At 41.5% G+C, this 26,601-nt stretch carries 22 protein-coding genes; all 22 read left to right on the top strand.

Translation table 11 applies throughout. The annotated features are described in order from the left end of the window. Positions 1-2: 2 nt before the first annotated feature. Complete coding sequence (gene mutS, locus EKM61_RS01255) at positions 3-2,708, top strand: DNA mismatch repair protein MutS (RefSeq protein WP_068223308.1); 2,706 nt, start codon at positions 3-5, stop codon at positions 2,706-2,708. A 65-nt stretch (positions 2,709-2,773) separates the two neighbouring features. Further along, positions 2,774-4,723, top strand: coding sequence for a DNA mismatch repair endonuclease MutL (mutL, locus tag EKM61_RS01250; RefSeq protein ID WP_068223312.1), 1,950 nt, complete (start codon positions 2,774-2,776; stop codon positions 4,721-4,723). A 263-nt stretch (positions 4,724-4,986) separates the two neighbouring features. Next, complete coding sequence (locus EKM61_RS01245) at positions 4,987-5,319, top strand: DMT family transporter (protein WP_068223316.1); 333 nt, start codon at positions 4,987-4,989, stop codon at positions 5,317-5,319. Continuing rightward, positions 5,316-5,630: a DMT family transporter gene (locus tag EKM61_RS01240; protein WP_068223319.1), complete on the top strand. Its 315-nt coding sequence runs from the start codon at positions 5,316-5,318 to the stop codon at positions 5,628-5,630. The genes EKM61_RS01245 and EKM61_RS01240 overlap by 4 nt, the downstream gene beginning before the upstream one ends. A gap of 99 nt (positions 5,631-5,729) precedes the next feature. After that, on the top strand, positions 5,730-6,341 hold the full coding sequence (gene ruvA, locus EKM61_RS01235; RefSeq protein WP_068223321.1) for a Holliday junction branch migration protein RuvA: 612 nt from the start codon (positions 5,730-5,732) through the stop codon (positions 6,339-6,341). Between the two features lie 17 nt (positions 6,342-6,358). Then, the gene (gene ruvB, locus EKM61_RS01230; protein WP_068223324.1) at positions 6,359-7,369 is read left to right on the top strand and encodes a Holliday junction branch migration DNA helicase RuvB; all 1,011 of its coding nucleotides are present in this window, start codon (positions 6,359-6,361) and stop codon (positions 7,367-7,369) included. A gap of 27 nt (positions 7,370-7,396) precedes the next feature. Further along, complete coding sequence (gene queA / locus EKM61_RS01225; protein ID WP_068223326.1) at positions 7,397-8,431, top strand: tRNA preQ1(34) S-adenosylmethionine ribosyltransferase-isomerase QueA; 1,035 nt, start codon at positions 7,397-7,399, stop codon at positions 8,429-8,431. Between the two features lie 512 nt (positions 8,432-8,943). Continuing rightward, complete coding sequence (gene tgt / locus EKM61_RS01220) at positions 8,944-10,086, top strand: tRNA guanosine(34) transglycosylase Tgt (RefSeq protein ID WP_068223330.1); 1,143 nt, start codon at positions 8,944-8,946, stop codon at positions 10,084-10,086. A gap of 79 nt (positions 10,087-10,165) precedes the next feature. Further along, positions 10,166-10,561, top strand: a complete 396-nt coding sequence (yajC, locus tag EKM61_RS01215; protein ID WP_068223332.1) for a preprotein translocase subunit YajC — start codon at positions 10,166-10,168, stop codon at positions 10,559-10,561. A gap of 775 nt (positions 10,562-11,336) precedes the next feature. Then, positions 11,337-13,961 carry a bifunctional acetaldehyde-CoA/alcohol dehydrogenase gene (gene adhE, locus EKM61_RS01210; RefSeq protein ID WP_068280888.1) on the top strand — a complete coding sequence of 875 codons (2,625 nt, stop codon included), beginning with the start codon at positions 11,337-11,339 and terminating at the stop codon, positions 13,959-13,961. Between the two features lie 291 nt (positions 13,962-14,252). Next, complete coding sequence (gene zwf, locus EKM61_RS01205; protein WP_068223338.1) at positions 14,253-15,755, top strand: glucose-6-phosphate dehydrogenase; 1,503 nt, start codon at positions 14,253-14,255, stop codon at positions 15,753-15,755. Positions 15,756-15,902: 147 nt separating this feature from the next. Next, positions 15,903-17,018, top strand: a complete 1,116-nt coding sequence (gene dinB / locus EKM61_RS01200; RefSeq protein WP_068223341.1) for a DNA polymerase IV — start codon at positions 15,903-15,905, stop codon at positions 17,016-17,018. A gap of 81 nt (positions 17,019-17,099) precedes the next feature. After that, positions 17,100-17,333, top strand: coding sequence for a hypothetical protein (locus tag EKM61_RS01195; protein WP_068223344.1), 234 nt, complete (start codon positions 17,100-17,102; stop codon positions 17,331-17,333). 4 nt (positions 17,334-17,337) lie between these two features. Further along, on the top strand, positions 17,338-18,642 hold the full coding sequence (locus EKM61_RS01190) for a DRTGG domain-containing protein (protein ID WP_068223347.1): 1,305 nt from the start codon (positions 17,338-17,340) through the stop codon (positions 18,640-18,642). 8 nt (positions 18,643-18,650) lie between these two features. Continuing rightward, a complete protein-coding gene (locus EKM61_RS01185) occupies positions 18,651-19,592 on the top strand; it encodes a DHH family phosphoesterase (protein WP_068223350.1) in 942 nt (313 codons plus the stop codon). Between the two features lie 14 nt (positions 19,593-19,606). After that, complete coding sequence (locus EKM61_RS01180) at positions 19,607-20,956, top strand: DEAD/DEAH box helicase (RefSeq protein WP_125636141.1); 1,350 nt, start codon at positions 19,607-19,609, stop codon at positions 20,954-20,956. Between the two features lie 349 nt (positions 20,957-21,305). Then, positions 21,306-23,945, top strand: coding sequence for an alanine--tRNA ligase (alaS, locus tag EKM61_RS01175; protein ID WP_068223356.1), 2,640 nt, complete (start codon positions 21,306-21,308; stop codon positions 23,943-23,945). Between the two features lie 344 nt (positions 23,946-24,289). Then, positions 24,290-24,550 carry an IreB family regulatory phosphoprotein gene (locus tag EKM61_RS01170; protein WP_068223359.1) on the top strand — a complete coding sequence of 87 codons (261 nt, stop codon included), beginning with the start codon at positions 24,290-24,292 and terminating at the stop codon, positions 24,548-24,550. Continuing rightward, complete coding sequence (gene ruvX / locus EKM61_RS01165) at positions 24,550-24,987, top strand: Holliday junction resolvase RuvX (protein WP_068223362.1); 438 nt, start codon at positions 24,550-24,552, stop codon at positions 24,985-24,987. Before EKM61_RS01170 ends, ruvX begins: the two co-directional genes overlap by 1 nt. Before the next feature lie 14 nt (positions 24,988-25,001). After that, the gene (locus EKM61_RS01160; protein ID WP_068223365.1) at positions 25,002-25,316 is read left to right on the top strand and encodes a DUF1292 domain-containing protein; all 315 of its coding nucleotides are present in this window, start codon (positions 25,002-25,004) and stop codon (positions 25,314-25,316) included. Between the two features lie 315 nt (positions 25,317-25,631). Further along, entirely contained in the window at positions 25,632-25,895 is a 264-nt protein-coding gene (locus EKM61_RS01155) for a cell division protein ZapA (RefSeq protein WP_068223368.1), read from the top strand. A gap of 23 nt (positions 25,896-25,918) precedes the next feature. Continuing rightward, positions 25,919-26,452 carry a CvpA family protein gene (locus EKM61_RS01150; protein WP_068223370.1) on the top strand — a complete coding sequence of 178 codons (534 nt, stop codon included), beginning with the start codon at positions 25,919-25,921 and terminating at the stop codon, positions 26,450-26,452. Positions 26,453-26,601 lie beyond the last annotated feature (149 nt).

The raw sequence follows: 26,601 nt of genomic DNA, 5'->3' as shown, positions 1-26,601 counted from the left end.
TCGTGCCACAGAAAACAAAAGAGACACCAATGATGGAACAATATAATGCCATTAAAAAGGATTATCCAGATGCCTTTTTATTTTATCGAATTGGTGATTTCTACGAATTGTTCAATGACGATGCGATTAAAGGGGCACAACTTTTAGAACTAACTTTAACGGCGCGAAATAAAAGTGCCGCTGATCCGATTCCAATGTGTGGTGTGCCCCACCATGCTGCCCAAAATTACGTTGATATTTTGGTGGATAAAGGTTATAAAGTCGCAATTTGTGAACAGACGGAAGATCCTAGAAAAGCAGTCGGCATGGTCAAACGTGAAGTTATTCAGTTGGTTACGCCAGGAACTAATATGGATCAAAAGGCAGCCACGGCCAAGTCAAATAATTATTTAACGGCCTTAATTGAGGCCAAAAAGGATCACTATGGTTTTGCCTACACTGATCTGTCCACTGGTGAACTCAAAGTTAGCCTCTTAGTTGGCGAAGAAGATGTTGTCAACGAAACAATGAGTTTGCGCACGAAAGAAATTGTGGCCAACCATGAAGTTAGTCCCAAACTTTTGGCTGATCTAACTAAACTAGGAATTCTAATTTCCTATCAGGATAAAATTACGCCGCACGCTGAATTAGCATTTGTGACGCAAAATTTAACGGATATGACGGAAGTTAAAGTTGTAGAACAATTATTGATGTATTTGACGGTGACGCAAAAGCGAACGTTGGCCCATTTACAGGCGGCGGAAGAATATGAGCCGTCACATTTTCTCAAGATGGATCACTACGCCAAGCGCAATTTAGAATTAGTAACTTCAATGCGTAACGAGAACCGCAACGGGACGTTATTGTGGTTATTGGATAGTACTAAAACGGCGATGGGTGGTCGTTTATTAAAGCAGTGGCTTGATCGGCCGTTAATTAATTACGCTGCGATTACCCGCCGCCAAAACAAAGTAGCTAGTTTGCTGGATCATTTTTTTGAACGTTCTAGTTTACAAGAAGAATTAACTAAGGTTTATGATTTAGAACGTTTAGCTGGGCGAGTGGCCTTTGGGAATGTTAACGGGCGTGATTTAATCCAGTTAAAAACATCATTACTGCAAATTCCAAAAGTGAAGGATATTTTGGCGACTATCAATGATGGCACGTTTGATGATGTGATTGATCACTTGGATCCAGTTAGTGACGTAACGGATTTAATCGACCTGGCCATTAACGATGATCCGCCGGTTTCAACGAAGGATGGTAACTTAATTAAGTCCGGCTATAATCAGCAATTAGATGATTATCGTGACGCAATGAAAAATGGTAAACAGTGGATTGCCGAATTGCAGGCCAAAGAGCGAAAAACGACCGGCATCCATAACCTTAAAATTGGCTTTAACCGCATTTTTGGTTATTACATTGAAGTTACCAAGGCCAATTTGGCCACCTTACCAGAAGGTCGTTACGAACGTAAGCAGACGTTGACTAATGCCGAACGATTTAGCACACCGGAGTTAAAGGAAAAGGAAACACTGATTTTGGAGGCGCAAGAAAAATCAACGGCGTTGGAATATGATTTATTTACTGAAGTTCGCGAGAAGGTTAAGGCACAAATCCACCGGCTACAGCAGTTAGCAAAGGGTGTTGCCGAATTAGACGTTTTACAAAGCTTTGCCGTGACCAGCGAAAACTACCATTATGTGCGGCCGACATTAACTAAACAACAACATGACTTGAAAATTGTCGCTGGGCGGCACCCAGTTGTTGAAAAGGTATTGGGCGAACAAAAATATATTCCTAATGACGTGACAATGACGCCGGATAACGCTATTTTATTAATTACCGGGCCAAATATGTCAGGTAAAAGTACTTATATGCGACAATTGGCCTTGATCGTTATCATGGCGCAAATGGGGTGTTTTGTTCCAGCAACCAAGGCAACGTTGCCGATTTTTGACCAGATTTTTACGCGAATTGGGGCGGCTGATGATTTAATTTCAGGGCAAAGTACTTTTATGGTGGAAATGATGGAATCAAATGAGGCTTTGGCCCACGCAACGCAAAATAGCCTGGTTTTATTTGACGAAATTGGCCGGGGAACGGCAACTTATGATGGGATGGCTTTAGCCCAGGCAATTATCGAATATCTGCACGATCACGTTCATGCTAAAACATTATTTTCGACGCATTATCATGAATTGACTGCCTTAGAATCACGTTTACCTGGTTTAAAGAATGTTCACGTTGGTGCCGTTGAAGAAAATGGAACGCTCGTTTTCTTGCATAAAATGTTGCCTGGCGCGGCGGATAAGTCTTACGGGATTCACGTCGCCAAGCTAGCGGGGTTACCTGATAGCCTACTAAAACGGGCGACAACTATTTTAACTAAGCTGGAAAAGCAGCCAACGGTGTTACCCAGCGGTGAACAAACTGATACTGCGGCTGCAGGAACTGATCAGCCTGTTAGTTCTGCGGCGGCCGTTCCTTCAGCGGTTAAGGAAGTTAACGCTGAACAAAAGCCGGGTAGTGCCGTAACTTCTAAGGAGACCGAAAAGCAGTCAGCCGAAGTTGATGAACAATTGGCTTTGTTTAATTACCAAGAGAACAACGTGTCCAAAGCAGAAGGCAAAGTTCTAACTGATTTAAAGGAACTCAATTTAATGGGCATGACACCAATGGACGTCATGAACACGCTTTACAAGTGGCAGCAGAAATTAAAAGATTAGGTGCATAAATTAAGGTTTTGCGTGGTAATGCAAAATGGTCATTAAGTAACTGAGGAGGTAGGATCATGGCCAAAATTCAGGAATTGGCGGAAGTCTTAACCAACCAAATTGCGGCTGGTGAAGTAATTGAACGGCCAGCATCTGTTGTTAAGGAATTAGTGGAAAACGCTTTAGATGCCGGTGGTAATCAAATTGATATTATCGTTGAAGAGGCTGGGCTACGGCGAATTCAGGTCATTGATAATGGGGCCGGCATTCCGGCCGCTGAGGTTACCACGGCGTTTAAGCGCCATGCCACCAGTAAAATTACGTCGCGGGAAGATTTGTTTAAGGTTCGCTCATTAGGTTTTCGTGGTGAGGCCTTACCAAGTATTGCCTCGGTTTCTGACATGACACTGGAAAGCTCGACTGGCGCGGAGATTGGGGAGTACGTTCATTATCGTGGGGGTAAGTTAATTGAGCAAAAACATAGTGCCGTGCGGCAAGGGACAACAGTTAGTGTTAAGGACCTCTTCTTTAATACACCGGCCCGGTTAAAATACGTTAAGTCACCACAAACCGAACTTGCTAATATTGGTGATATTGTTAACCGCTTAGCATTAAGCCACCCCCAAGTTGCTTTTTCGTTAATTCATGAAGGCAACGTCATTTTAAAAACAAGTGGAAGTGGTGGATTACAACGAACGATTGCCGGAATTTATGGTGTCGGGAATGCACGTAAGATGCTAGAAATTTCCGCAAAGGATCTCGATTTTCAATTGACTGGTTTTGTATCACTGCCTGAATTAACCCGATCTTCACGGCGTTATTTGACCGTTTTAATTAATGGTCGGTACATCAAAAATTATCAGTTGAACAAGGCGATCATCGCTGGTTACGGGTCGAAATTAATGGTAGGTCGGTATCCAATTGTTGTGCTGGCGATTAAAATGGACCCGATATTAGTCGATGTTAACGTTCATCCAGCCAAGCAGGAAGTACGTTTGAGCAAAGAGGATGAGCTTTCACAGCTGATTCAAAAAACAATCTATGCTCGGTTGAGTCAGGAAAACTTAATTCCAGACGCAAATCGCAACTTACGCCGGAAGGATCCAGTAAATACTGATCAACTACAAATTGATTTAAATGCGGCCAGTACGCAGTGGCAGCAAGCACCAACAGAACTTGCTGCTCAAAGTTCGGCAGTGGCTGATCAAATTGCTGAGTCAGCACCAACCGTGGCCGCTAAAAAAAGCGCCGGCGCAAAACCGGCGGCCAATGCCAATCAACCCATTTTTGAAGATCCCCAGCGACTGGCCGATTTTGATGCACGCTATCAAAGTGAGCAGGTTGGTGCTGCCTTTGGGACTGAACCTAAAGCGGCCACAATAGCTGTAGAACAGCCAAAACAAGGGCAGCAACCGCGTTTTCCCCATTTGGACTATATTGGCCAAATGCACGGCACCTACTTATTTGCCCAAGGTGAAGATGGTTTCTATATTTTAGATCAACATGCGGCCCAAGAACGAGTAAATTACGAATTTTACCGTAAAGAAATTGGAAGAGTCACGCAAGACCTACAAAGTTTACTTGTACCGCTCGTTTTGGATTATCCGACCAGTGATGCTATTCGAATTCGAGATCGGGCACCGATATTAAAGCAAGTTGGTATCAATTTAGAGTCTTTTGGACAAAATAGTTTCATTTTGCGGAGCCACCCAACCTGGTTTAAGGCTGGGCAAGAAGAGGATACCGCTAAAGAAATGATTGATTATGTTCTAGAAGATAATAAAATCGATGTTGCAGCATTTCGCGAAAAAACAGCGATTATGATGAGTTGTAAGCGTGCAATTAAGGCCAATCATCATTTGGATGACAAGCAGGCACGGGCGCTTTTGCACCGCTTACCACAGTGTGAAAATCCCTTTAATTGTCCACATGGCCGGCCAGTGCTAGTTCACTTCTCGGGAAATGATTTAGAAAAAATGTTTAAGCGAATTCAAGATAGTCATGAAAGCGCGCGTGGTGAAGCTTAGTTAACAGCAATCAAATTAGGTATTTCGCGTTTTTCGTTTACAAAGTGGAATTTAGGTGCTTTTTTGACACCACTCTCAGTTGTAAGAGTTTGCTGAGCAGATTGTAAAATAGTTTTAACAATTGCCCAAATGGCGCTTTAGTTTGTTAAACTGAGTCTAAATTAATCAAGTACAGACAAGAATTTCGGCCGAAGAATGTGCCATGCATTCTTCGGTCGTTTTTTATTTTGTTAAAAGACGACGCTGAATTTGGAGGGATAAAAATGGCCTATATTTCTTTATTAATTGCTGGTTTGTTAGAGGTTGGTTGGGCGACTAGTTTGGAAGCCAGCCATGGTTTTACGCAATTAGGTCCTACTTTGTTAACTGTATTTCTGCTGGTTTGTAGTTTTTATTTTCTTAATTTTGCGTTACGAGCATTTGGTGTTGGTGTCACCTACGCCGTTTTTACGGGAATCGGTACGGCTGGAACCTCGCTAGTTGGGATGGCAATTCTTGGTGAACCAGTATCGGTTGGTAAGTTGTTGGCGCTGGGTATTTTACTGCTTGGAATTATTGGTTTGGAACTTAGTAACGGGAAGGGAGAACGTCCATGAGTTGGTTGATGTTAATTATTGCCGGTTTTTGTGAATTAGGTTTTATTGCCTGGTTGCAGCAAGCCATGGTTACCGGCGGCTGGTATTATCGGTTACTCTCGGTACTCAGTGTTGCCCTTAGCATGCTTTTATTGAGTCAAGCAACGAAAACAATTCCTTTAAGTGTGGCCTACGCAGTGTGGACTGGGATTGGCGCGATAAGTAGTGTACTTTACGGAATTTTTAGACTGCACGAAAAAAGTTCACCCGCCAAATTTTTCTTTGTTAGCTGCATTTTAGTTGGTGTTATTGGTCTAAAGATGGTTGGCTAAAATGAAATCACGGATAAGCCGGTAAAAATTGAGTCAGGTGTGGTACAATGCTATCAGGCAAACATATGTACTCATTTTAAAAAGTAAGGAATTGTGGTTATGTATGATTATTTCGTTGGCTACGTCACGTACGTAAGCCCTTTTTATATTGTGCTTGAAGTTAACGGAGTGGGCTATAAGCTTCAATTAGCCAATCCATTTCGTTTTGAAGTTTCAAAGGAAAAACAACAAAAAATTTACGTTTACCAGGCCATTCGTGATACAGATATCACTTTATTTGGTTTCAGTAATCAAGACGAAAAATTACTATTTGAAAAGTTGATTAAAGTCTCTGGTATTGGACCAAAATCAGCGCTGGCTATTTTAGCAAATAACGATCACGCAGGTTTGATCAACGCAATTAAAACTGATGACGTGGGTTATTTAACTAAGTTTCCTGGTGTCGGTAAAAAAACGGCCCAGCAAATTGTTTTAGATTTAAAGGGTAAGCTGACGGATTTAACTAGTCCAGAAACTATCCCAGGCCAGCAAAGTATGCCGGTCATGGATGAAACGCTTAGTCCGTATTTAAAGGAAACATTGGCGGCTTTATTGGCATTAGGTTATAAAGAACGTGAAGTTAAGGCAATCACTAAGCCGCTAAAAACGTTTAGTGCGGACAGTACTGACGCTTATTTAAGTGAGGCCTTACGGTTATTGATGAAAGGTTAAGGTAAAGGAGGGTTTCGATGGCAGATAAACGCGTGATTTCACCGGAAACAGAAGATAATGGCGAAGAAAGTCTTGAAAAATCATTACGCCCTCAGTATCTAAGTCAGTACATCGGCCAAGATAAGGTTAAAAGTGAGTTACAAGTGTATATTGCAGCGGCCAAAAAGCGTGAAGAGGCGTTAGACCACGTTTTGCTGTACGGACCGCCGGGTTTAGGCAAAACCACTTTGGCAATGGTAATTGCTCATGAAATGCAGGTTAATATTCGAACAACTAGTGGCCCAGCAATTGAGAAACCAGGGGATTTAGTAGCAATTCTAAATGAGTTACAACCTGGAGATATTTTATTTATTGATGAAATCCACCGTTTACCAAAAATTGTTGAAGAAATGCTCTATTCAGCAATGGAAGACTTTTTTGTTGATATTGTTATCGGCCAAGGTCCAACGGCCCATCCGGTTCATTTTCCGTTGCCGCCATTTACTTTGATTGGTGCAACTACGCGGGCAGGCTTGCTATCAGCACCGTTACGGGATCGATTTGGCATTGTTGAACATATGGCGTATTATAAAGAGGCTGATTTGACTGATATTGTGGAACGATCGGCCGATATTTTTGATACCAAGATTGCGTTAGAAGGCGCCCATGAGATTGCCCGTCGTTCGCGGGGGACGCCTCGGGTGGCCAACCGATTGTTAAAGCGGATTCGTGACTTTGCGCAGGTGGCCGATCAAAAATCAATTGATCAGTTAATTGTTGCTAAGGCACTCAAGTTGCTGCAAGTTGATGATCGCGGGTTAGACTACGTTGATCAAAAATTATTACTGACGATGATCAATTATTACGATGGCGGGCCAGTTGGGTTAGGTACAATTGCCGCCAACGTTGGTGAAGAGACGGAAACGATCGAAGAGATGTACGAACCGTACTTATTGCAGATAGGTTTCCTGAAACGAACGCAACGTGGCCGGGTTGTGACGCCGCAAGCATACGCACATTTAGGAATTAAATTTGAACCAAAAAAATAAGCTGACTGATGTAAAGGAAGTAGAATGATGGGATTAACACTTGAAGATTTTGATTATAATTTGCCCCACGAACTTATTGCCCAGACACCATTAAAAGAGCGGGATGCTTCACGCTTACTAGTTTTAGATCATAAAACTGGTGAAATGGCTGATAAACATTTCTATGACATTCTTGATGAATTACACGCCGGGGATGCTGTTGTAATGAATGATACCCGCGTAATGCCCGCTCGGTTATACGGGGTCAAACCGGATACTGGTGGGCACATGGAAGTGTTATTGTTAAACAATACAGACGGTGATAACTGGGAAACGCTGATGAAGCCAGCTAAACGGGCCAAAGTTGGGACGGAGATTGTCTTTGGCGATGGCCAATTAAAAGCAACAGTCACGAAGGAATTGGAACACGGTGGCCGGATGATTGAATTTCACTATGCTGGCATCTTTATGGAAATTCTCGAGCAATTAGGTGAAACACCATTGCCACCGTACATCAAAGAAAAATTAGATGATCCTGAGATGTATCAAACCGTTTACGCCAAGGAAAACGGCTCGGCTGCTGCACCAACTGCCGGATTACACTGGACTAAGGATCTGCTTAAACAGGTTCAGGATAAGGGTGTTAAGTTAATTTATTTGACTTTGCACGTTGGTCTTGGTACGTTTCGGCCAGTTGATGAGGAGAATATTGACGACCATAAAATGCACAGCGAATTTTACCGCCTGACACCGAAAGCGGCTGCTGAATTAAATGAGGTTCGACAAAATGGTGGTCGGATTGTTGCTACGGGGACAACGTCAATTCGGACGCTAGAAACGATTGGAACAAAGTTTAATGGTGCAATTAAGGCCGATTCTGGTTGGACCGATATTTTTATTAAACCTGGTTACAAGTGGCAGGTTGTCGATGCCTTCATTACCAACTTCCATTTGCCAAAATCAACGCTAGTGATGTTGGTGGCTGCTTTTACGGGACGGGATACCATTCTTAACGCCTATGCTCACGCAATTGAAGAGCGTTACCGCTTCTTTAGTTTCGGTGATGCTATGTTTATTAAATAGCTAGCAGATAAAACAGCAAAATTTCAATATTAATTAACGGATGATAAAGAGACCACAGTAAACTTTAGGGTTTACCGTGGTCTCTTTAGTAAATGAAATTGGTTTGAGCCATTTAATGACAAAAAAAACAGGAAATACGCCAGCCAAGATTTTTTGTTTGAGACATGATCAAGGACCATGCGGGGTGTTACAAAAATGTCACTCTAACGCATTAGTAATCAAAACGGCTGTACGAACGTAACAAGCTAATGGAGACTGTTCAAGACAACAATTTATTTTGACAACAATTGATTAGGTTCAATTAGCGAGAAAGTTCGGACTTGGCTTTAGCAATACTTCCCGTCAATCGTATTTTAACACATCTTTAAGCGCTTTCAAATACTTTTTGATTACTTGCCAAATTGTTTTAAAATGATAGAATGTGACAGTTAAGAAGATTTAATGGCATCCTTTTGGCCGTTTAGGTTATAGGTTTATTGCTAAATTGATTTAATAATAAAGGAGTCAAAATTATGGAACCAGCGATCAAATATCGCTTGATTAAAAAAGAGAAGCACACTGGTGCCCGCTTGGGTGAAATTACGACCCCCCACGGTACTTTCCAAACACCAATGTTTATGCCAGTTGGAACTAATGCTTCTGTAAAAACGATGGCCCCTGAAGAGCTGGACACGATGGGCGCCGGAATTATTTTGGCGAATACGTATCACTTATGGTTGCGGCCAGGTGAGGATATTGTCAAAGAGGCGGGCGGCCTGCATCGTTTTATGAATTGGGATAAAGGAATCTTAACTGATTCTGGCGGTTTTCAAGTTTTTTCCCTTGCGAACACACGGAACATCACTGAAGAAGGCGTTCATTTTAAGAACCACCTCAATGGTGCGGCGATGTTTTTGTCACCGGAAAAGGCCATGCAAATCGAAAATGATCTTGGCCCGGACATTATGATGAGTTTAGATGAATGTCCACCATTTTTTGAAAGTTACGAATACGTTAAACATTCGGTTGCGCGAACTAGTCGTTGGGCCGAACGAGGATTGAAGGCCCATCGTAATCCTGAAACCCAGGGCCTGTTTGGAATTGTTCAAGGCGCCGGTTTCAAAGATCTGCGTGAACAAAGTGCCAAAGATTTAGTTAGTCTGGATTTTCCCGGTTATTCAATTGGCGGTTTGTCCGTTGGTGAATCCAAGGCGGAAATGAATCATGTTTTAGATTTTACAGCACCACTGTTACCAGAAAATAAACCGCGCTATTTAATGGGAGTTGGTTCTGCGGATGCTTTGATTGATGGAGCTATTCGAGGGATTGATATGTTTGATTGTGTCTTACCAACGCGAATTGCCCGTAACGGGACAGTTATGACAAGCCATGGTCGGCTAGTCGTTAAAAATGCTCAGTATGCGCATGATTTTGGTCCGCTGGATGATAATTGTCAATGTTATGCTTGTCGTAATTACAGCCGGGCTTATATTCGGCATTTGATCAAGGCTAATGAAATCTTTGGAATTCATTTGACGAGTTACCATAATTTATACTTCTTGTTGCACTTAATGAAACAAGTACGGCAGGCAATTATGGATGATAATTTACTTGAATTTCGGGAAGCATTTTTCGAAAGTTACGGATTTAACCAAGAAAATGCGCGTAATTTTTAGTTTTAACTGGAAGTCCGAAAGTAAGTCTGTTAGGCTTATTAATAGAGTTTCAGAAAAAATATAATGAGGTGTTAAATTTATGAATAGCGGTATGAGTTCAATTATTATGATCGTCATTTTGTTTGCTTTAATGTACTTTATGATGATTCGGCCCCAAAAGAAGTCACAAGATAAAAAGAAACAAATGATGTCGGCAATGAAGCCAGGCGATGAGGTTGTTACGATTGGTGGGCTTCATGGTGTTATCAGCAAAATAGATAATACAAAACAAACGGCCGAATTAGATATTGAAGGTGTTTATTTGACCTTTGATCTACGCGCAATTGGGCGTGTTGTTAATCAGTCTACACCGACTAATGTTGAAGAAGCTACACCAACTAGTGATGAAGCAAAGCCGTCTAGTGAAGAGGCCGAGGCCAAAAGCGAAGTACCTTATAACGAAGACGAAGCTAAAAAGGACGACCAAACTAAGTAAGCCGACCTGGTAATAAATAAAAAGAAGCCTTCCGGTAGCATTTTGAGCTACTAAAATCCCGCCATAATTGATAGATGAGTTAACCTAATTTATCTAGTAATTATGGCGGGATATTTGTATCTCTAAAGCAAGCATCAGCCTCAAGAAAATTTAGCTTTCAAAAATTTGATTAAAGTGAAGACACTCAGGCAATCAAGTGGCAAATAGACTTTTTCCAGACAATTTGGAATCGATTGGAGGTCATTTGCTTAAAAGATCTTCAGGTCAATTTCCAATGAAACGTAGCTGGAATGAATTTAGACTGTGTTGGATGATACGTCTCCGTGAGTGAAAACATAGCCGGAACTTATTATTTAATTACAATAATTGTTTAATACACTAAAATGGCCGTGCCTTAGATGAATACTGGAAAGTGACCATTTTAGGTGCAACAAAGGTATGATATTGTTATATTTTTCACTTGACAAGTATGTGTGTAGTGTGTTAAAATATCAATTAGGAGATCTTCTATTTTGAAATTATCACTAAAAATTTCAACTTTTTCCACCAATTAATTTGTAATTTTTATGTTTCATTGCGAAAGTATTCACAAATATTTTTAACCATCTTTTTTGGAAAACATAATGAAAAACTTGTTTTTGTTATGTTGAAAGCGCTTAATATAGCCAAAAAAATTCTATATTAAAAAGCTTTACAAAAAGAATTGAGAGAGGTACTATTTACTTGTGAAATAAATAACAAACAAAAATGATAATTTGGAATGGAGATTCGAGATATGCTTAAACCGACAAATGCACCAAGAGTAACAGAAAAGAAAGAAACTGTTGATGTTGATAAGATGATCGATAACCTAGTTAAAAAATCCCACGTTGCTTTAGATAAAATGGCAAACTTTACGCAAGAGCAAGTTGATAAAGTTTGTGAAGCAATGGCAATTGCGGCACTGGATAACCATATGAAACTAGCCAAAATGGCAGTTGCTGAAACACACCGTGGCGTGGTTGAAGATAAAGCAATTAAGAATATGTACGCAAGTGAGTATATTTGGAATAGTATTCGCCACGATAAAACAGTGGGTATTATTGAAGACAATGATGAAGAACAATTGATGAAAATTGCAGAACCAGTTGGGGTTGTTGCTGGTGTTACACCGGTAACAAACCCAACGTCAACCGTTGTTTTTAAATCATTAATTTCGCTTAAAACGCGGAACACAATTATTTTTGGCTTTCATCCACAGGCCCAAAAATCTTGTGTTGAAACGGCAAAAATTATTCGTGCCGCGGCCGTTGAGGCTGGTGCACCAGAAGACTGTATTCAATGGATTGACCAACCAAGTATTCAGGCAACTGGAGCTTTAATGAATCATGATGGTGTTGCAACTGTTTTAGCAACTGGTGGCCCAAGTATGGTTAAGGCGGCTTATTCGACTGGTAAGCCTGCTTTGGGTGTTGGTCCTGGTAATGGGCCAACTTACATTGAAAAGACGGCCAACATTAAGCAATCAGTAAATGATATTGTTCTTTCAAAGACGTTTGATAACGGGATGGTTTGTGCTTCTGAAAATAGTGCCGTTGTTGACAGTGACGTTTATGAAGAGGTTAAGGCTGAATTCAAGTATTGGAACTGCTACTTTGTTAAAAAGAGTGATCAGAAGGCACTTTCTGACGCAATGTTTGATGAAAAACGTGGCGGTGTTAAAGGACCAATTGCTGGAAAGTCAGCTTACCAAATTGCCGAGTTGGCGGGTATTAAAGTTCCAGAAGACACTAAAGTTTTAATTGCCGAAATTGATGGTGTTGGGCCAAAGTACCCATTATCACGGGAAAAGTTATCACCAGTTTTGTCAATGTACAAAGCCTCCGGTCACGAAGAAGCCTTCAAGTTATGCGAGGAATTACTTGATTTTGGTGGGTTAGGACATACTGCTGGGTTACACACGACTGATGATGATCTAATTACAAAATTTGCACTTAAAATGAAAGCTTGTCGGATTCTTATCAACCAACCATCAGCAGTTGGTGGGATTGGTAACATCTATAACAATATGGTGCCTTCACTAACGCTTGGAACTGGTTCTTACGGTAAGAATTCAATCTCGCATAACGTGACTGACTTTGATTTACTAAACATCAAAACAGTGGCAAAGCGGCGTAACAACATGCAGTGGATCAAGTTACCACCGAAGGTCTACTTTGAGCGTAATTCGGTTCGCTACCTTGAACAAATGGAAGGAATCAACCGAGTATTTCTAGTTTGTGATCCTGGCATGGTGAAATTTGGTTACTCGGATCGGGTATTAGATGTTCTGCGCAAGCGCCGCAATAACGTTGAAGTTGAAGTCTTTTCAGACGTTGAACCTAATCCATCTACGGACACGGTTAATAAAGGCGTTGCCCGGATGGATGCTTTTAAGCCGGACACGGTCATTTCTTTAGGCGGTGGCTCGGCGATGGATGCAGGCAAGTTTATGTGGTTAATGTATGAGCATCCAGAATCTTCCTTCTTTGGTGCTAAGCAAAAGTTCTTGGATATTCGTAAACGAACTTACCGCGTACCAACGCCAAACAAGGCTAAGTACATTGGGATTCCAACAACTTCTGGTACTGGTTCGGAAGTAACGCCGTACGCCGTTATTACGGATTCTAAGACGCACGTTAAGTACCCAATTACGGACTACGCAATGCAGCCAGATGTTGCCATTATTGATTCACAATTTGTTGAAACAGTACCAAAACGTACGACTGCGTGGACTGGCCTGGATGTTATCACCCACGCCACTGAGTCTTACGTTTCTAACATGGCTTCCGACTATACCCGTGGCTGGTCATTACAGGCTTTACAGCTAGCCTTTAAATACTTGAAGGCTTCCTATGATGGTGATCCAGTGGCGCGACAAAAGATGCATGACGCTTCCACGCTAGCTGGGATGGCATTTGCCAACGCCTTTCTGGGAATTACCCATTCAATTGCGCATAAACTTGGTGGTGAATTTAACTTACCCCATGGCCTAGCCATTGCGATTACGTACCCACAGGTGGTACGGTACAATGCTGAGACACCAACTAAGATAGCAATGTGGCCAAAATATGATCACTTTAGTGCCTTGAAGGATTACGCCGACATTGCTCGCTTCTTGGGCTTTGAGGGTAACAATGATGAAGAATTAAAAGAGAGCTTAGTTAAACACTTTATTGACTTAGCACATTCAGTCGATGTGACTCTGGATTTGAAACATAATCGAGTTGAAAAGGATCACTTTGATAAAACTGTTGATGAATTAGCTGAATTGTCCTATGAGGATCAATGTACAACGGCCAATCCACGGGAACCACTTATTAAAGAATTGAAAGAGCTGCTTATCCGTGAGTGGGACGGTAAGGGTGTTGAAGTTAAATAATTAGGGATTGAAAAAGAACGTTTACGTTTTGCGCTTAGGCTGCCCGGAGGTGGGTGGTTAAAGCAATTAGACGTGAACGTTTTTTATTTTGGCTAAAGTAGTAACATAAACGATTTTTGTCTGGAAGGGTCAATAATTCAATTTTAGCCTAGCTTTAGTAGGTAGGCCGATTACACTACTTTTATTGGCATCGAAAAAATTCACAAAAGTTGAATTTATTTGATTGCCGGGAACTTAGTTAATGGTTACAATAGGAGTAGTTTGAGACTTAATATGGAAGTGGTGTCAGGAATGCAAAACGAAAAAGTTGCCTTATTTATTATTTTTGGCGGTTCCGGTGACCTTGCGCGCCGAAAGCTCTACCCCTCTTTATTCCGCCTGTACCAAAAGGGGTATTTAAAGGATCATTTCGCGGTGGTTGGTACTGCTCGGCGGCCGTGGACGAATGAATATTATCATAATATCATTAAAGAATCACTTGCCGATTTAAAACCTGATGATGCTCAGGCAACCGCATTTGCTGATCATTTCTACTATCAATCACATGATGTGACTAATACTGAACATTACGTTGTTTTACGCGATTTGGCGGCAAAATTAGATCAAAAATATCAGTTAAACGGTAATCGAATTTATTATATGGCAATGTCACCACGTTTCTTTGGTGTTATTGTGGGCCATTTAAAGTCAGAGCAAATTCTGACGGATGCTGGGTTTAACCGGTTGATTATTGAAAAACCATTTGGGCATGATTTCCAATCTGCCAAAGAATTGAATAGCGAGATTCGGACTTCATTTTCTGAGGACCAAATTTACCGAATTGATCATTATTTAGGTAAAGAAATGGTTCAAAATATTTCGGCGATTCGTTTTGGTAATAACATTATCGAATCATTATGGAATAATCGTTATATTGATAACATTCAAATCACGTTAAGTGAATCATTAGGTGTTGAGGAGCGGGCCGGCTATTACGAAACTGCTGGTGCCATGCGGGATATGGTTCAAAATCACATTTCACAGATTGCCACGTTACTCGCAATGGAACCACCAGTATCTTTTAGCGCCGAGGACATTCGCAACGAGAAAATTAAAGTGTTACGTTCTTTGCACATTGATACGATTGAAGAAGCTAAACGTAATTTTGTCCGTGGTCAGTATGGTGCAGCAACCATTGATGGTCAACAACTTGATAATTATCGGGATGCTGACCAAGTTGCAACTGATTCCAATACTGAAACCTTTGTGGCGGGTAAGATGGAGTTTGAAAATTTTCGTTGGAGTGGTGTTCCTTTCTTTGTTCGAACGGGCAAGCGTCTGGCGCAAAAAGCAACGCGGGTGGATATTGTTTTCAAACAAGTGCCACAGAATATTTTTAAGGCGGCCAGTGATAATGATGAGTTGGCGCCCAATGTTCTAACTATCTACATTGAACCAACGGAAGGCTTTGGCTTACGGGCTAACGCCAAACAAATCGGTCAAGGTTATGCAACACGGCCAGTTGATCTGGATTTTCGGCATAGTGCCCGCGCGACGGCTAATAGTCCTGAGGCGTACGAGCGTTTGTTATTGGACGCCCTCAACGGTGATTCGACTAACTTTACACATTGGGATGAACTCGCACAGACTTGGCGGTTTGCTGATGTGATTGAACAGGCTTGGGCCCAGGAACCAGCGGCTGATTTTCCTAATTACGTCAGTGGTTCAATGGGACCTAAGGCTGCTGATGAGCTTTTAGCTCGCGATGGCGCCAAATGGGTGTTTGATCCAGCTAGGCCTGAAATCGAAAATTAAATATAATTAGGTACTTGAAGTGGACCAAAAGACAATGAAGTCAGTAGTCATAACTAGGTAAGAACCATTATTTAGGCATGCTGTGTTCGTCTTTTGGCCCACGTTTATTGTTTTAAGGAACGTTTTGAGTTCAAAGAAGGTGAGTGGATGGCAACTGGTGGATTGTTACAAATTCCTTTGGAAAACGATACATCACGCAAAATTATTCACGTGGATATGGATGCGTTTTACGCGTCAATTGAAGAGCGAGAACACCCTGAATTTAGAAATCAGCCTTTAATTATTGCCCGTAATCCTAGTGATACTGGTGGAAAAGGGGTTGTGACAACCGCAAATTATGTTGCCCGCAAGTTTGGCGTCCACTCTGCTATGCCGGCTGCCAAGGCGCTGGCGCTTTGTCCTAAGGCAATTTTCAAGCGGCCTGATTTCACTTTATACCGAAGTGTTTCCGAGCAAGTTCACGAAATTTTTCACCGTTTTACAGATATTATCGAATACGTTTCTTTGGACGAAGCGTACCTTGATGTGACGGTGAATAAAATGAAACAAAATTCGGCGGCCCAGCTGGCCAAAATGATTCAACAAGCAATTTTTGAAGTCACACATTTAACCAGTTCAACCGGAATTTCGTACAATAAATTTCTGGCCAAAATGGCATCTGATTACCGCAAGCCCGCTGGTTGTACGGTGATTATGCCGGAACAGGCCTTAACTTTTTTAGGTGACCTACCAATCGAAAAATTTCATGGTGTCGGTAAAAAGACGGTGCCTAAATTAAACGATATGGCAATTTATACCGGGCGTGATTTACAACAAATACCGGAAATGCAGTTAATTCAGCGTTTTGGTAAAATGGGTTTTCAACTTTACCGGCACGCTCACGGAGTAGATACACGGCCAGTAGAGTACCAGCGGGAGCGCAAGTCAATTGGCAAAGAAGAAACATTTGGTAATCCCCTTGGCGCGGAAGATCAAGTGACTACAGAATTACATTTTTTGGCGCGAAAAGTGGCCGCCAATTTAGTGAAATTACAAAAACACGGTAAGACAGTCGTGTTGAAGGTGCGTAACCGCAACTTTGAAACAACGACCAAACGATTAACAAGTAGCGAGTATGTTTTAGATGAAACAACGATTTATGCTGATGCGCAGCAGCTGTGGGATGAAATTGGCGATTTAAGTGAAGGGGTTCGTTTACTTGGAATTACCGTGACCAATTTAGATCCCATTGGTTTTGAAGAATTACGCTTGCCACTCTTTTAGTGATTTTGTGTTTTTAGTGTAAAACCAGTATACTTTAGGCAGTTAACTATCGGAAAATTAGTGAAGGGAGAAGTCACATCAATGAAATTTAATTGGTACGGGCAGTTATCTTTAAAATTTAAAATAGCGGCGAAACCGATCTCATTGATCACAATTGTAGTTGCCCCTCGGCCAGTGGCTACGCAAACAGGACTAACTGGGCCGACAATTTTTACCCACTTTTTTTTAAAGGTGAGGTACGCTTCACAACTGTTTACGCAACGAACGGCCAGTAATACTGCTTTAATCGGTGTTGCTCGGTCAGTTACGGTGTAGCGCGATGGCACATAAACGTGAACAAGTGATTCGTTTTATTGAAAAGTTGGTCGTTGGCAAAAAAGTTTCCGTTCGTGGTTTATCTCATCAGCTTGGGTTAAGCGAAGGAACTGTTTATCAGGGAATCAAAGAAGCCGAAGAGCGTGGATTAGTCGCGACAATTCCGCGAGTTGGCACGATTCGAATTAATCATACAATCCAAACAATGCAAGACACACTAACTTACCAAGCGCTGTTACAAATCATTAATGGCCAAGTTTTGGCCGGTGAGCAAGGTTTAACTAAAGTGTTGCATCATTTTTTGATTGGTGCAATGACGGCCGACCGAATGTTACCTTATTTAACGGCGAATGCATTAGTTATTGTGGGTAACCGTGAGGATGTTCAGCAGACCGCGTTGCATAATGGGGCCGCCGTGCTGATTACTGGTGGTTTAGCAGTATCACCGGCAATTGTTGATTTGGCTAATCGCAAGGAGTTACCAATTCTTTCAACTAAATTTGACACTTATACTGTTGCGACAATGATCAACCGTGCCTTGGCGGATCAAAGAATTAAACACAAAATTGCTACCGTGGCGGACGTTTATACTGCACTGGAACACACACGTTATTTATACAGCCGGCAAACCGTTGTTGATTATAAGCGCTTAAATCGCGTTTCAACCCATGCACGTTTTCCAGTGATTACCCAAACAAATCAGTTGGTAGGCATTATTGCCGTTAAGGATATTTTTGATAAGGCCGGTAGTTTAACGCTGGATAAAGTAATGACGAAGGCACCGGTAACTGTGAGTTTAACGACTAGCTTGGCCAGTGTTCGGCACATGATGGTTTATGATGGCTATGAGTTACTGCCCGTTGTGGACGCCCAGCTGCACTTGTTAGGGATTATTAGTCGGCAGGATGTTATGGCCAAAATGGACGAGCGAAAAGAAAAGGCCGCGGGTACTTATTTTGACCAAGTTACGAGCTCATTAACGGCACAACAAGGTGGTGCAGCTTACCACACAACGGTTTTACCGCAGATGACCAATCAGATTGGGACAATTTCCTTTGGCGTTCTCAGCGAACTAGTCGCTTCTGCGTGTCAGCGTCATTTACATTATAAAATAAATCGTGCTTCAACAATCGATCAAGTGAGCCTACATTATTTACGACTCATTCAGTTAGACGCACGTTTAACAATTATTCCTTTGATTATGGAGGCAGGACGACACTCTGCCAAAATTGACGTTAATGTCCAACAAAATAATCAGCTGGTAGCAAAAGCAATCGTTACCTGTCAGCTATTAGAGAATCCAAAGTGAGGTATAAAATGAAGCAAGAACAAAAAGCAATTATTGAAAAAATTCAGGCGTATGGTACGATTATTATTCACCGCCACCAAAGTCCTGATCCAGACGCACTTGGTTCCCAAGTTGGATTAGCCAAAATTATTCAAGCAACCTATCCGCAGAAAAAAGTTTACGTTGTGGGCGAGGCCAGCGAAGGATTGACCTGGATGGCACAAATGGACACGGTTGCCACGGAGCAGTATACTGGCGCTTTAGTGATTGTAACCGATACTGCAAATACACCACGGGTTAGCGACGATCGTTATACCAAGGGTGCTGACCTAATTAAGATTGATCATCATCCTAATGATGAACCTTACGGTGATCCAATGTGGGTTGAGCCAGCAGCTTCCAGCAGTTCAGAATTAATTTATGATTTAGCCGTTGCTGGAAAAATGACGGTTCCAGCTGCTGCAGCGCGACTTCTTTATACTGGAATTGTGGGTGATACTGGTCGGTTTATGTATTCAGCGACAACACCGCATACTTTTGAAGTGGCCGCTGCGTTAATTAAACATGATTTTGATTTTACGTTAGTTAACCAAAACTTAGATACAATGTCGGCCGAACAGGCGCACTTATCGGCCTACGTCTTAGAAAACTTAATTATTTTGCCAAGTGGGGCGGCCCACATTACCTTGAGTCAGGAATTATTGAAACGTTTAGGATTAAGTGTTGCCCAAACGTCATCAATTGTGTCATTACCTGGTAAAATTGCGGCAGTTTCCGCCTGGGTTATTTTTGTTGAACAGGTTCCGGAGAATTACCGGGTTCATTTTCGTTCTAAAGGTCCGATCATCAATGAATTAGCTAAAGCCCATCATGGCGGCGGCCATCCACTTGCAAGTGGTGCGCGTGCTCAGGGAGAAGCTGAAACAAAGGAGATTGTGACGGCCTTAGACCAAATTGTCAGTCACCAATAATGAAAGAGGTTTTTATGAGTAAACAATTTACAGATTTTAAATTGCAGCCCTATATTATAGCGGCACTACAAGCAATTCATTTTAAAGAAGCAACACCAATTCAAGAGCGTTTAATTCCAGTGATTGCGTCTGGCAAGAGTGTTGTTGGCCAATCACAAACCGGGAGCGGTAAAACGCACGCCTTTTTGGTACCAATTTTTAATGTACTAGATCCAACTAATCAAGATGTTCAAGTAGTTATTACGACACCTAGTCGAGAACTGGCTGAGCAAATTTTTCAGGCCGCTGAGCAGATTGCAAAATTTAGTCCCCGGCCAATTCGAATTCATAACTACGTTGGTGGAACCGATAAGAAGCGCCAAATTGAGAAATTACACCACCAGCAACCGCAAATTGTGATTGGTACCCCTGGACGAATTCGCGATTTAATTGATAATGAAGCTTTGAAGAGTTACACTGCAACAACTTTTGTCGTCGATGAAGCAGATATGACGTTAGATATGGGCTTTTTAAATGATGTTGATAAAATTGCGGCAACATTCCCGGATAACTTGCAAATGCTAGTTTTCTCGGCAACTATTCCTCAAAAATTGCAACCATTTTTGAAGAAATATTTGAACGCACCAGTTATTGAAGAAATTCCAGCGACGACTGTGATTAGTCCAACCATCGATAACTGGCTTGTGTCCACGCAAGGTAAGAGTAAAAACGAGCTAATTTATCATTTATTAACGGCAATCAACCCTTACCTGGCCTTAGTTTTTGCTAACACTAAGCGCAATGTTGATGATATTGCAGCCTATTTAACCAAACGTGGTTTAAAAGTTGCTAAAATTTCTGGTGATCTAAGTCCCCGTGATCGTAAAAAAACCATGCGGCAAATCCAAAACCTTGATTTTCAATACGTTGTGGCAACTGATTTGGCCTCACGGGGAATTGATATTCCTGGTATTTCTCACGTTATTAATGCTGAAATTCCGGATGATTTGGATTTCTTTATTCACCGTGTTGGAAGAACTGGCCGAAACGGGTTATCAGGAATTGCAATGACCTTGTATGAGCCAGGACAAGAAAATTTGGTAACCGAAATTGAAAAATTGGGAATTGAGTTTGAACCTAAACAGGTTAAAAATGGCGAAATTGTTGATACCTATGACCGAAATCGGCGGGCAAAACGTGAAAAAACTAAGCCGGCATTAGATACACGCCTCGTTGGTTTAGCAAAGAAAGAAAAGAAAAAGCATAAGCCAGGTTACAAGAAACGAATTCGTAAGGCCATTCAAAAGGATGAATGGTTTAAGCGCCGGGTACGGCATCAAAAAGAGGCACGGGATGAACGCACTAAGCGCCGAAATGAACATTAGTCCGTCTTTGAAATTGGGTTAGTGAATTAAACGACAATGCTTTTTTAGAGGCGTTTCGTGGCATTTGCCGGCAGTAGTTGACAGCTGCCTAGTTAAATTCTATAATAATTCCAGAAAATAAATGACAGGATATCTTTTAAATAAACGTTTCTTCAGGAAGGTAAAATTAACTGAGAATTTACCACTAACGTTTTTTAATTGGCTCCCTGGTGAGATTTCGCGACTCGGCGTTATGAGTTCAAGAGGGAACGATTAACATCGTTGCAATCAAGGTGGTACCGCGCAAAAGCGTCCTTGAAGTTGCAGGGGTGTTTTTTATTTGCTCTAAGATAAGAGAGGATGAATTGAGTTGAAGAAGTTAAGTAGTAGTCAGATTCGGCAAATGTACCTCGACTTTTTTAAAGAAAAGGGCCACACAGTTGAACCGTCAGCGTCACTAGTACCAGTGGATGATCCAACGTTACTGTGGATTAATTCAGGCGTTGCAACAATGAAAAAGTATTTTGATGGCCGAGTAGTGCCAGAAAATCCCCGGTTGACTTCATCACAAAAAAGTATTCGAACTAACGATATTGAAAATGTTGGTAAAACAGCACGCCACCAAACGCTGTTTGAGATGCTAGGGAACTTTTCCGTCGGTGATTACTTTAAGAAAGAAGCAATTCCGTGGGCCTGGGAATTTCTAACCAGTCCTAAATGGATGGCGTTTGCCGCGGATAAATTATACATTACCGTTTATCCGGAAGATAAATTGGCCAAGCAAATCTGGAAAGAAACTGGCGTTAAACCAGCTCATATTATTGAAGATGAAGATAACTTCTGGGATATTGGTGAAGGCCCAAGCGGTCCTGATTCGGAGATTTTCTATGATCGTGGCCAAGAATTTAATAACGTTGCTACTGATGATCCAGAAAACTATCCTGGTGGCGAAAATGAACGCTACCTTGAAGTTTGGAATATTGTATTTTCTGAATTTAATCATAAACCTGACGGCAGTTATGAGCCACTACCACATAAAAATATTGATACCGGGATGGGCCTAGAACGCTTGGTTTCTGTTGTTCAGGGTGCTAAAACTAACTTTGAAACGGATTTATTTTTACCAATTATCCACGCAACTGAAAAAATGAGCGACGCCAAGGTTTACGGTAAAGATGAACAGGATGATGTTTCCTTTAAAGTTATTGCTGATCATTCCCGGGCGGTAACCTTTGCCATTGGTGATGGTGCCTTACCTTCAAATGAGGGCCGAGGTTACGTGTTGCGGCGCTTAATTCGCCGGGCAACGGTTCACGGCAAAAAATTGGGGATTAACGAACCATTCTTGTATAAATTGGTTCCTGTTGTTGGCAAAATAATGGAAAGCTATTATCCTGAAATTTTGCAGCAAAGTGATTACATCGCTAAGATTATTAAGTCGGAGGAAGATCGGTTTAATAATACGCTGACTGACGGTCTAAAACTGTTGGATAAAGAAATTACGACGGCCAAAAAACAACAACCAGCCATTTTATCTGGTGCGGCGGCCTTTAAATTATTTGATACTTATGGCTTTCCTTTTGATTTAACAAAAGAATATGCTGGTGATGAAGGTTTGGCCGTTGATGAGGCCGGCTTTAACGCCGAAATGAAGAAGCAAAAAGAGCGTGCCCGGGCTGCTCGCAGTCAGGATAACGGTATGGGCGTACAAAGTGGTCTGTTGTTAGACGTTAAAACCACAAGTAAGTTTATTGGTTGGGATCATTTAAGTAAGGATCAGGCAACTTTGGCGGTCATTGTGGCCAATGATCAGATTGTTGATCAGGTAACAACTGGTACGGCCGAGCTTATTTTTGATGAGACACCATTTTACGCTGAAATGGGCGGTCAAGTTGCTGACCAAGGTGTGATTCAGAATGAGGCTGGGCAAGTAGTTGCTGTGGTCACGGATGTGCAGCACGCACCAAATGGCCAAAATTTGCATACTGTTGATGTTAAAGCACCTTTGAAAAAGGGTGAGCACTATCAATTGAAAGTTGATCAGGATTTCCGGCGTAAAGTTTCGCTAAACCATACGGCAACTCATTTATTAGATCAGGCATTGCGGGATGTTCTAGGCGAACACGTACGACAAGCGGGTTCACTAGTTGAGCCAGATTATTTGCGCTTTGATTTCACTCATTCTGGTCAAACAACGGCTGCAGAATTGGCCCAAATTGAACAAATTATCAACGAAAAAATTTGGGCGGCGCTACCAATTTCTTGGGTAGTTACGGATATTGAATCGGCTAAAAAATTAGGGGCCATTGCGCTCTTTACTGAAAAGTACGGTAAGGAAGTCCGGGTTGTTTCAATTGGCGATTACTCAAAAGAATTTGATGGTGGAACTCACGCCAAGAATACGGCAGAATTGGGCTTGTTTAAGATTACGGGCGAAACGGGAACTGGTGCTGGTATTCGACGAATTGAGGCCGTAACGTCTAAGGCAGCCTACAGCTTTTTAAATGAGCGTGAACAATGGCTGCAGCAAGCGGCAACTGAACTAAAGACAACCCAATTAAAGACGGTCCCCACAAAGGTTGTTCAACTGCAAGAACAGTTAAGGGATGCTAATAAACAGATTGAAAGTTTACAGGCTAAGTCAGCACAACAACAGGCCTCTGACGTTTTCAAAAACGTTCAAGAAATTAACGGAACCAGCATCATTGCTGAACAGGTCAAGGTGTCTGATATGAAACAACTACGTCAGTTGGCCGATGATTGGAAACAAAAGGCGGCCTCAGATGTTCTTGTGTTGGGCACGGTTATTGGGGCCAAAGTGAATTTAATTGCGGCAGTTAGTCCGGCTGGTATCAAAGCTGGATTAAAGGCTGGTGATTTAATTAAGGCCATCGCACCAAAAGTTGGTGGCGGTGGTGGTGGTCGTCCTGATATGGCCCAGGCTGGGGGTAAAAATCCAGCCGGCCTGCAGGATGCCTTAAAGGCAAGTACAGAATTCTTACAAGGTTAACCTATTTTTGAATTAAATTAGGGGACTAAAAAGTTTATCATAGTGTAAAGTTAAAGTGTATTTGAAAAAAAGTTCCAGCACACGCTAGTGCAACATAATCATCATCGGGCAATGCCGTTTAAATTAAATGCTGGTATGTCTTCGCTTAAGATTAGCGAATGAAATTAATTATGCAGACGACGCTGTACTAATGATGATGTTCTTCATTTGGTCGCTTTTATGCCAATTTAATGTCATTTCGATTACGAATGCTGTAACAAAAGCAAATTAAATTGTTTCCTTGCTGAGTTTCTAGTAGAATGTAGCATGGAATAGATGATAGTGAAAAGGGTGGGGTGTTAGTTATGAGTTCATTGGATAAAACGGTTAGTTTTGATTTTGGCCACGAACAACCAAAGAATGTTAAACAGACATTAGAGACGGTTTACAAAGCATTGGACGAAAAGGGATATAACCCGATTAACCAGATTGTTGGTTATTTACTGTCAGGTGATCCGGCCTATATTCCGCGGTATAACGACGCCCGGAATTTAATTCGTAAACACGAACGCGATGAAATTATCGAAGAGTTGGTTCGTAGTTACCTAAAGAAAGAGGCTAATTAATGCGCTATATGGGGTTAGATGTTGGCTCGCGGACTGTGGGTGTGGCCGTCAGCGATTTATTAGGCTGGACTGCTCAGGGTGTTGAAATCATTCGCATTAACGAAGATGAGGGTGAATTTGGGATGGAGCGGCTTAAAGAATTAGTTAAGCAGTACGATGTGACTGATTTTGTAGTCGGTTTACCTAAAAATATGAATAATTCAATTGGACCACGGGCCGAGGCTTCACAAGCGTACGGAGAACTCTTAAAAACAACCTTTGCGTTGCCGGTTTCTTTTATTGATGAGCGGTTAACAACCGTCGAGGCCGAGCGCATGCTAATCGATCAGGCGAATACATCACGTAAGAAGCGCAAAAAAGTAATTGATAAGCTGGCTGCTGTCATGATCTTACAGAACTTTTTAGACCGAGAAGCAATCAAAAAAAACCAATTATAGAAAGAGGTGCCCGGATGGCAAACGAACAAACTCCGAAAAATGAAGATGAACGTCAGATTACGTTAGTTGATGAAAATGGTAACGAGGAGCTTTATGAAATCCTGTTTACATTTGATTCAGACGATTTTGAAAAATCGTACGTTTTACTTTATCCGGCAGGAACTGCAGAAGGCGACGATGTTGACATTCAGGCGTTTTCTTTTAAATCAAATGATAAGGGCGATCCCGCTGAAGGAGATCTATACCCGATTGAGTCCGATAAGGAATGGGACATGGTCGAGGAAGTACTCAATACTTTCTTAGCCGATGATGATAACGATGAAGATTAGTGAGTGTTTACAAAGACTATCAAAGGATTTTGAAAACACGTTGAATATCTTTTGGGAAACAGCTTAAATTAAGAACGGATAGTTCAATCGTTAACTTTATGTGTGCTAATTTAACTAACAGTCAGTTAAAAGCTTAAATTTCCTTAAAACTAGTTATTTAAGGTTAGTCAGCTTTAAAACTGACTGTTTATTTCGTTAATTTCATGCTAAAATTAAGCACGTTGAATTTTACAAAAGCAGGTAGTGTGCGCCATACGCTACTGTGAATTAATTGTGTTAATTAATCGGCTTTTGTTCACGGAGGAGGGCCAATCAGTGGCTGAAAATAAGCGGCGTTTTAAAGTTGTTATCGGTGGTAAGTCGTATATTATCATCGGTGACGCAACAGACGCACACATGCAGACTGTTGCTAAACTGGTTAATAACCAGTTGGGGCAAATTAAGGATGTTGCGGCCGATTTAAGTGATGAACAAGCGGCCGTCTTGCTTGCAATTAATACGGTTTCAGGTCAGCTTAAGTTGCAAGCGCAAATTGATGCCTTAAGGGACCAGTTAAATAATCGGTCGAAGAATGATTAAAGCTAGAAATTAAGAGGAAACTAATGTTAACAATACTTATTTTATTGGTGCTGCTCTACGCATACTATGCTGGTCGCCGGCGTGGATTAATGTTGCAGCTTGTTTATACGGCAGGTTATCTAATCAGTTTTATCTTTGCGCGCCTACTTTATCGATCAATTGCGCCAAAGTTAACGTTATGGGTACCTTACCAATCGGCCGATTTATCAAGCCGATTTGCTTTCTTTAGCCAAAAAACTGGTTTAAAATTAGATAATGCGTTTTATGCGGCCTGTGCCTTTATGTTAGTTTTAGTGATTGGTTGGGTCATCGTGCGCTTTGTGGGCGTATTAGTTAGTCAATTAACTTTTTACCCATTAGAACAGCAAACAAGTATGATTGGTGGCGGTATTTTAAATGTGTTAACTGTCTACGTTGGCATTTTCCTGATTTTGACGTTACTTGCTTTATTACCGATTGCAGGGCTACAAACGGCGTTAGCTCATTCAATCTTGGCGCGGGGGATGGTTAAATTAACCCCTATTCCAGCGATTCACTGGTGGTTACAGGCAATTTAATTAGTTTATTATAAGTAGGACGAAAGGTAGTCTGATTTTGGTGGTTTCTAGCGCGGCTAGTTAACTGTTAATTACCTTTCGTCCTATCTTAATGTCATTAAAGTGAATTATAATGAAGAAATGGTCACTACTGAAAAGGAGTGGGAGTT

Origin of the sequence: Loigolactobacillus backii, from assembly GCF_003946275.1 — a bacterium.
Taxonomy (GTDB): Bacteria; Bacillota; Bacilli; order Lactobacillales; family Lactobacillaceae; genus Loigolactobacillus; species Loigolactobacillus backii.
The sequence above is the reverse complement of the archived record's forward strand: the minus strand, read 5'-3'. Positions and strand labels throughout refer to the sequence as shown.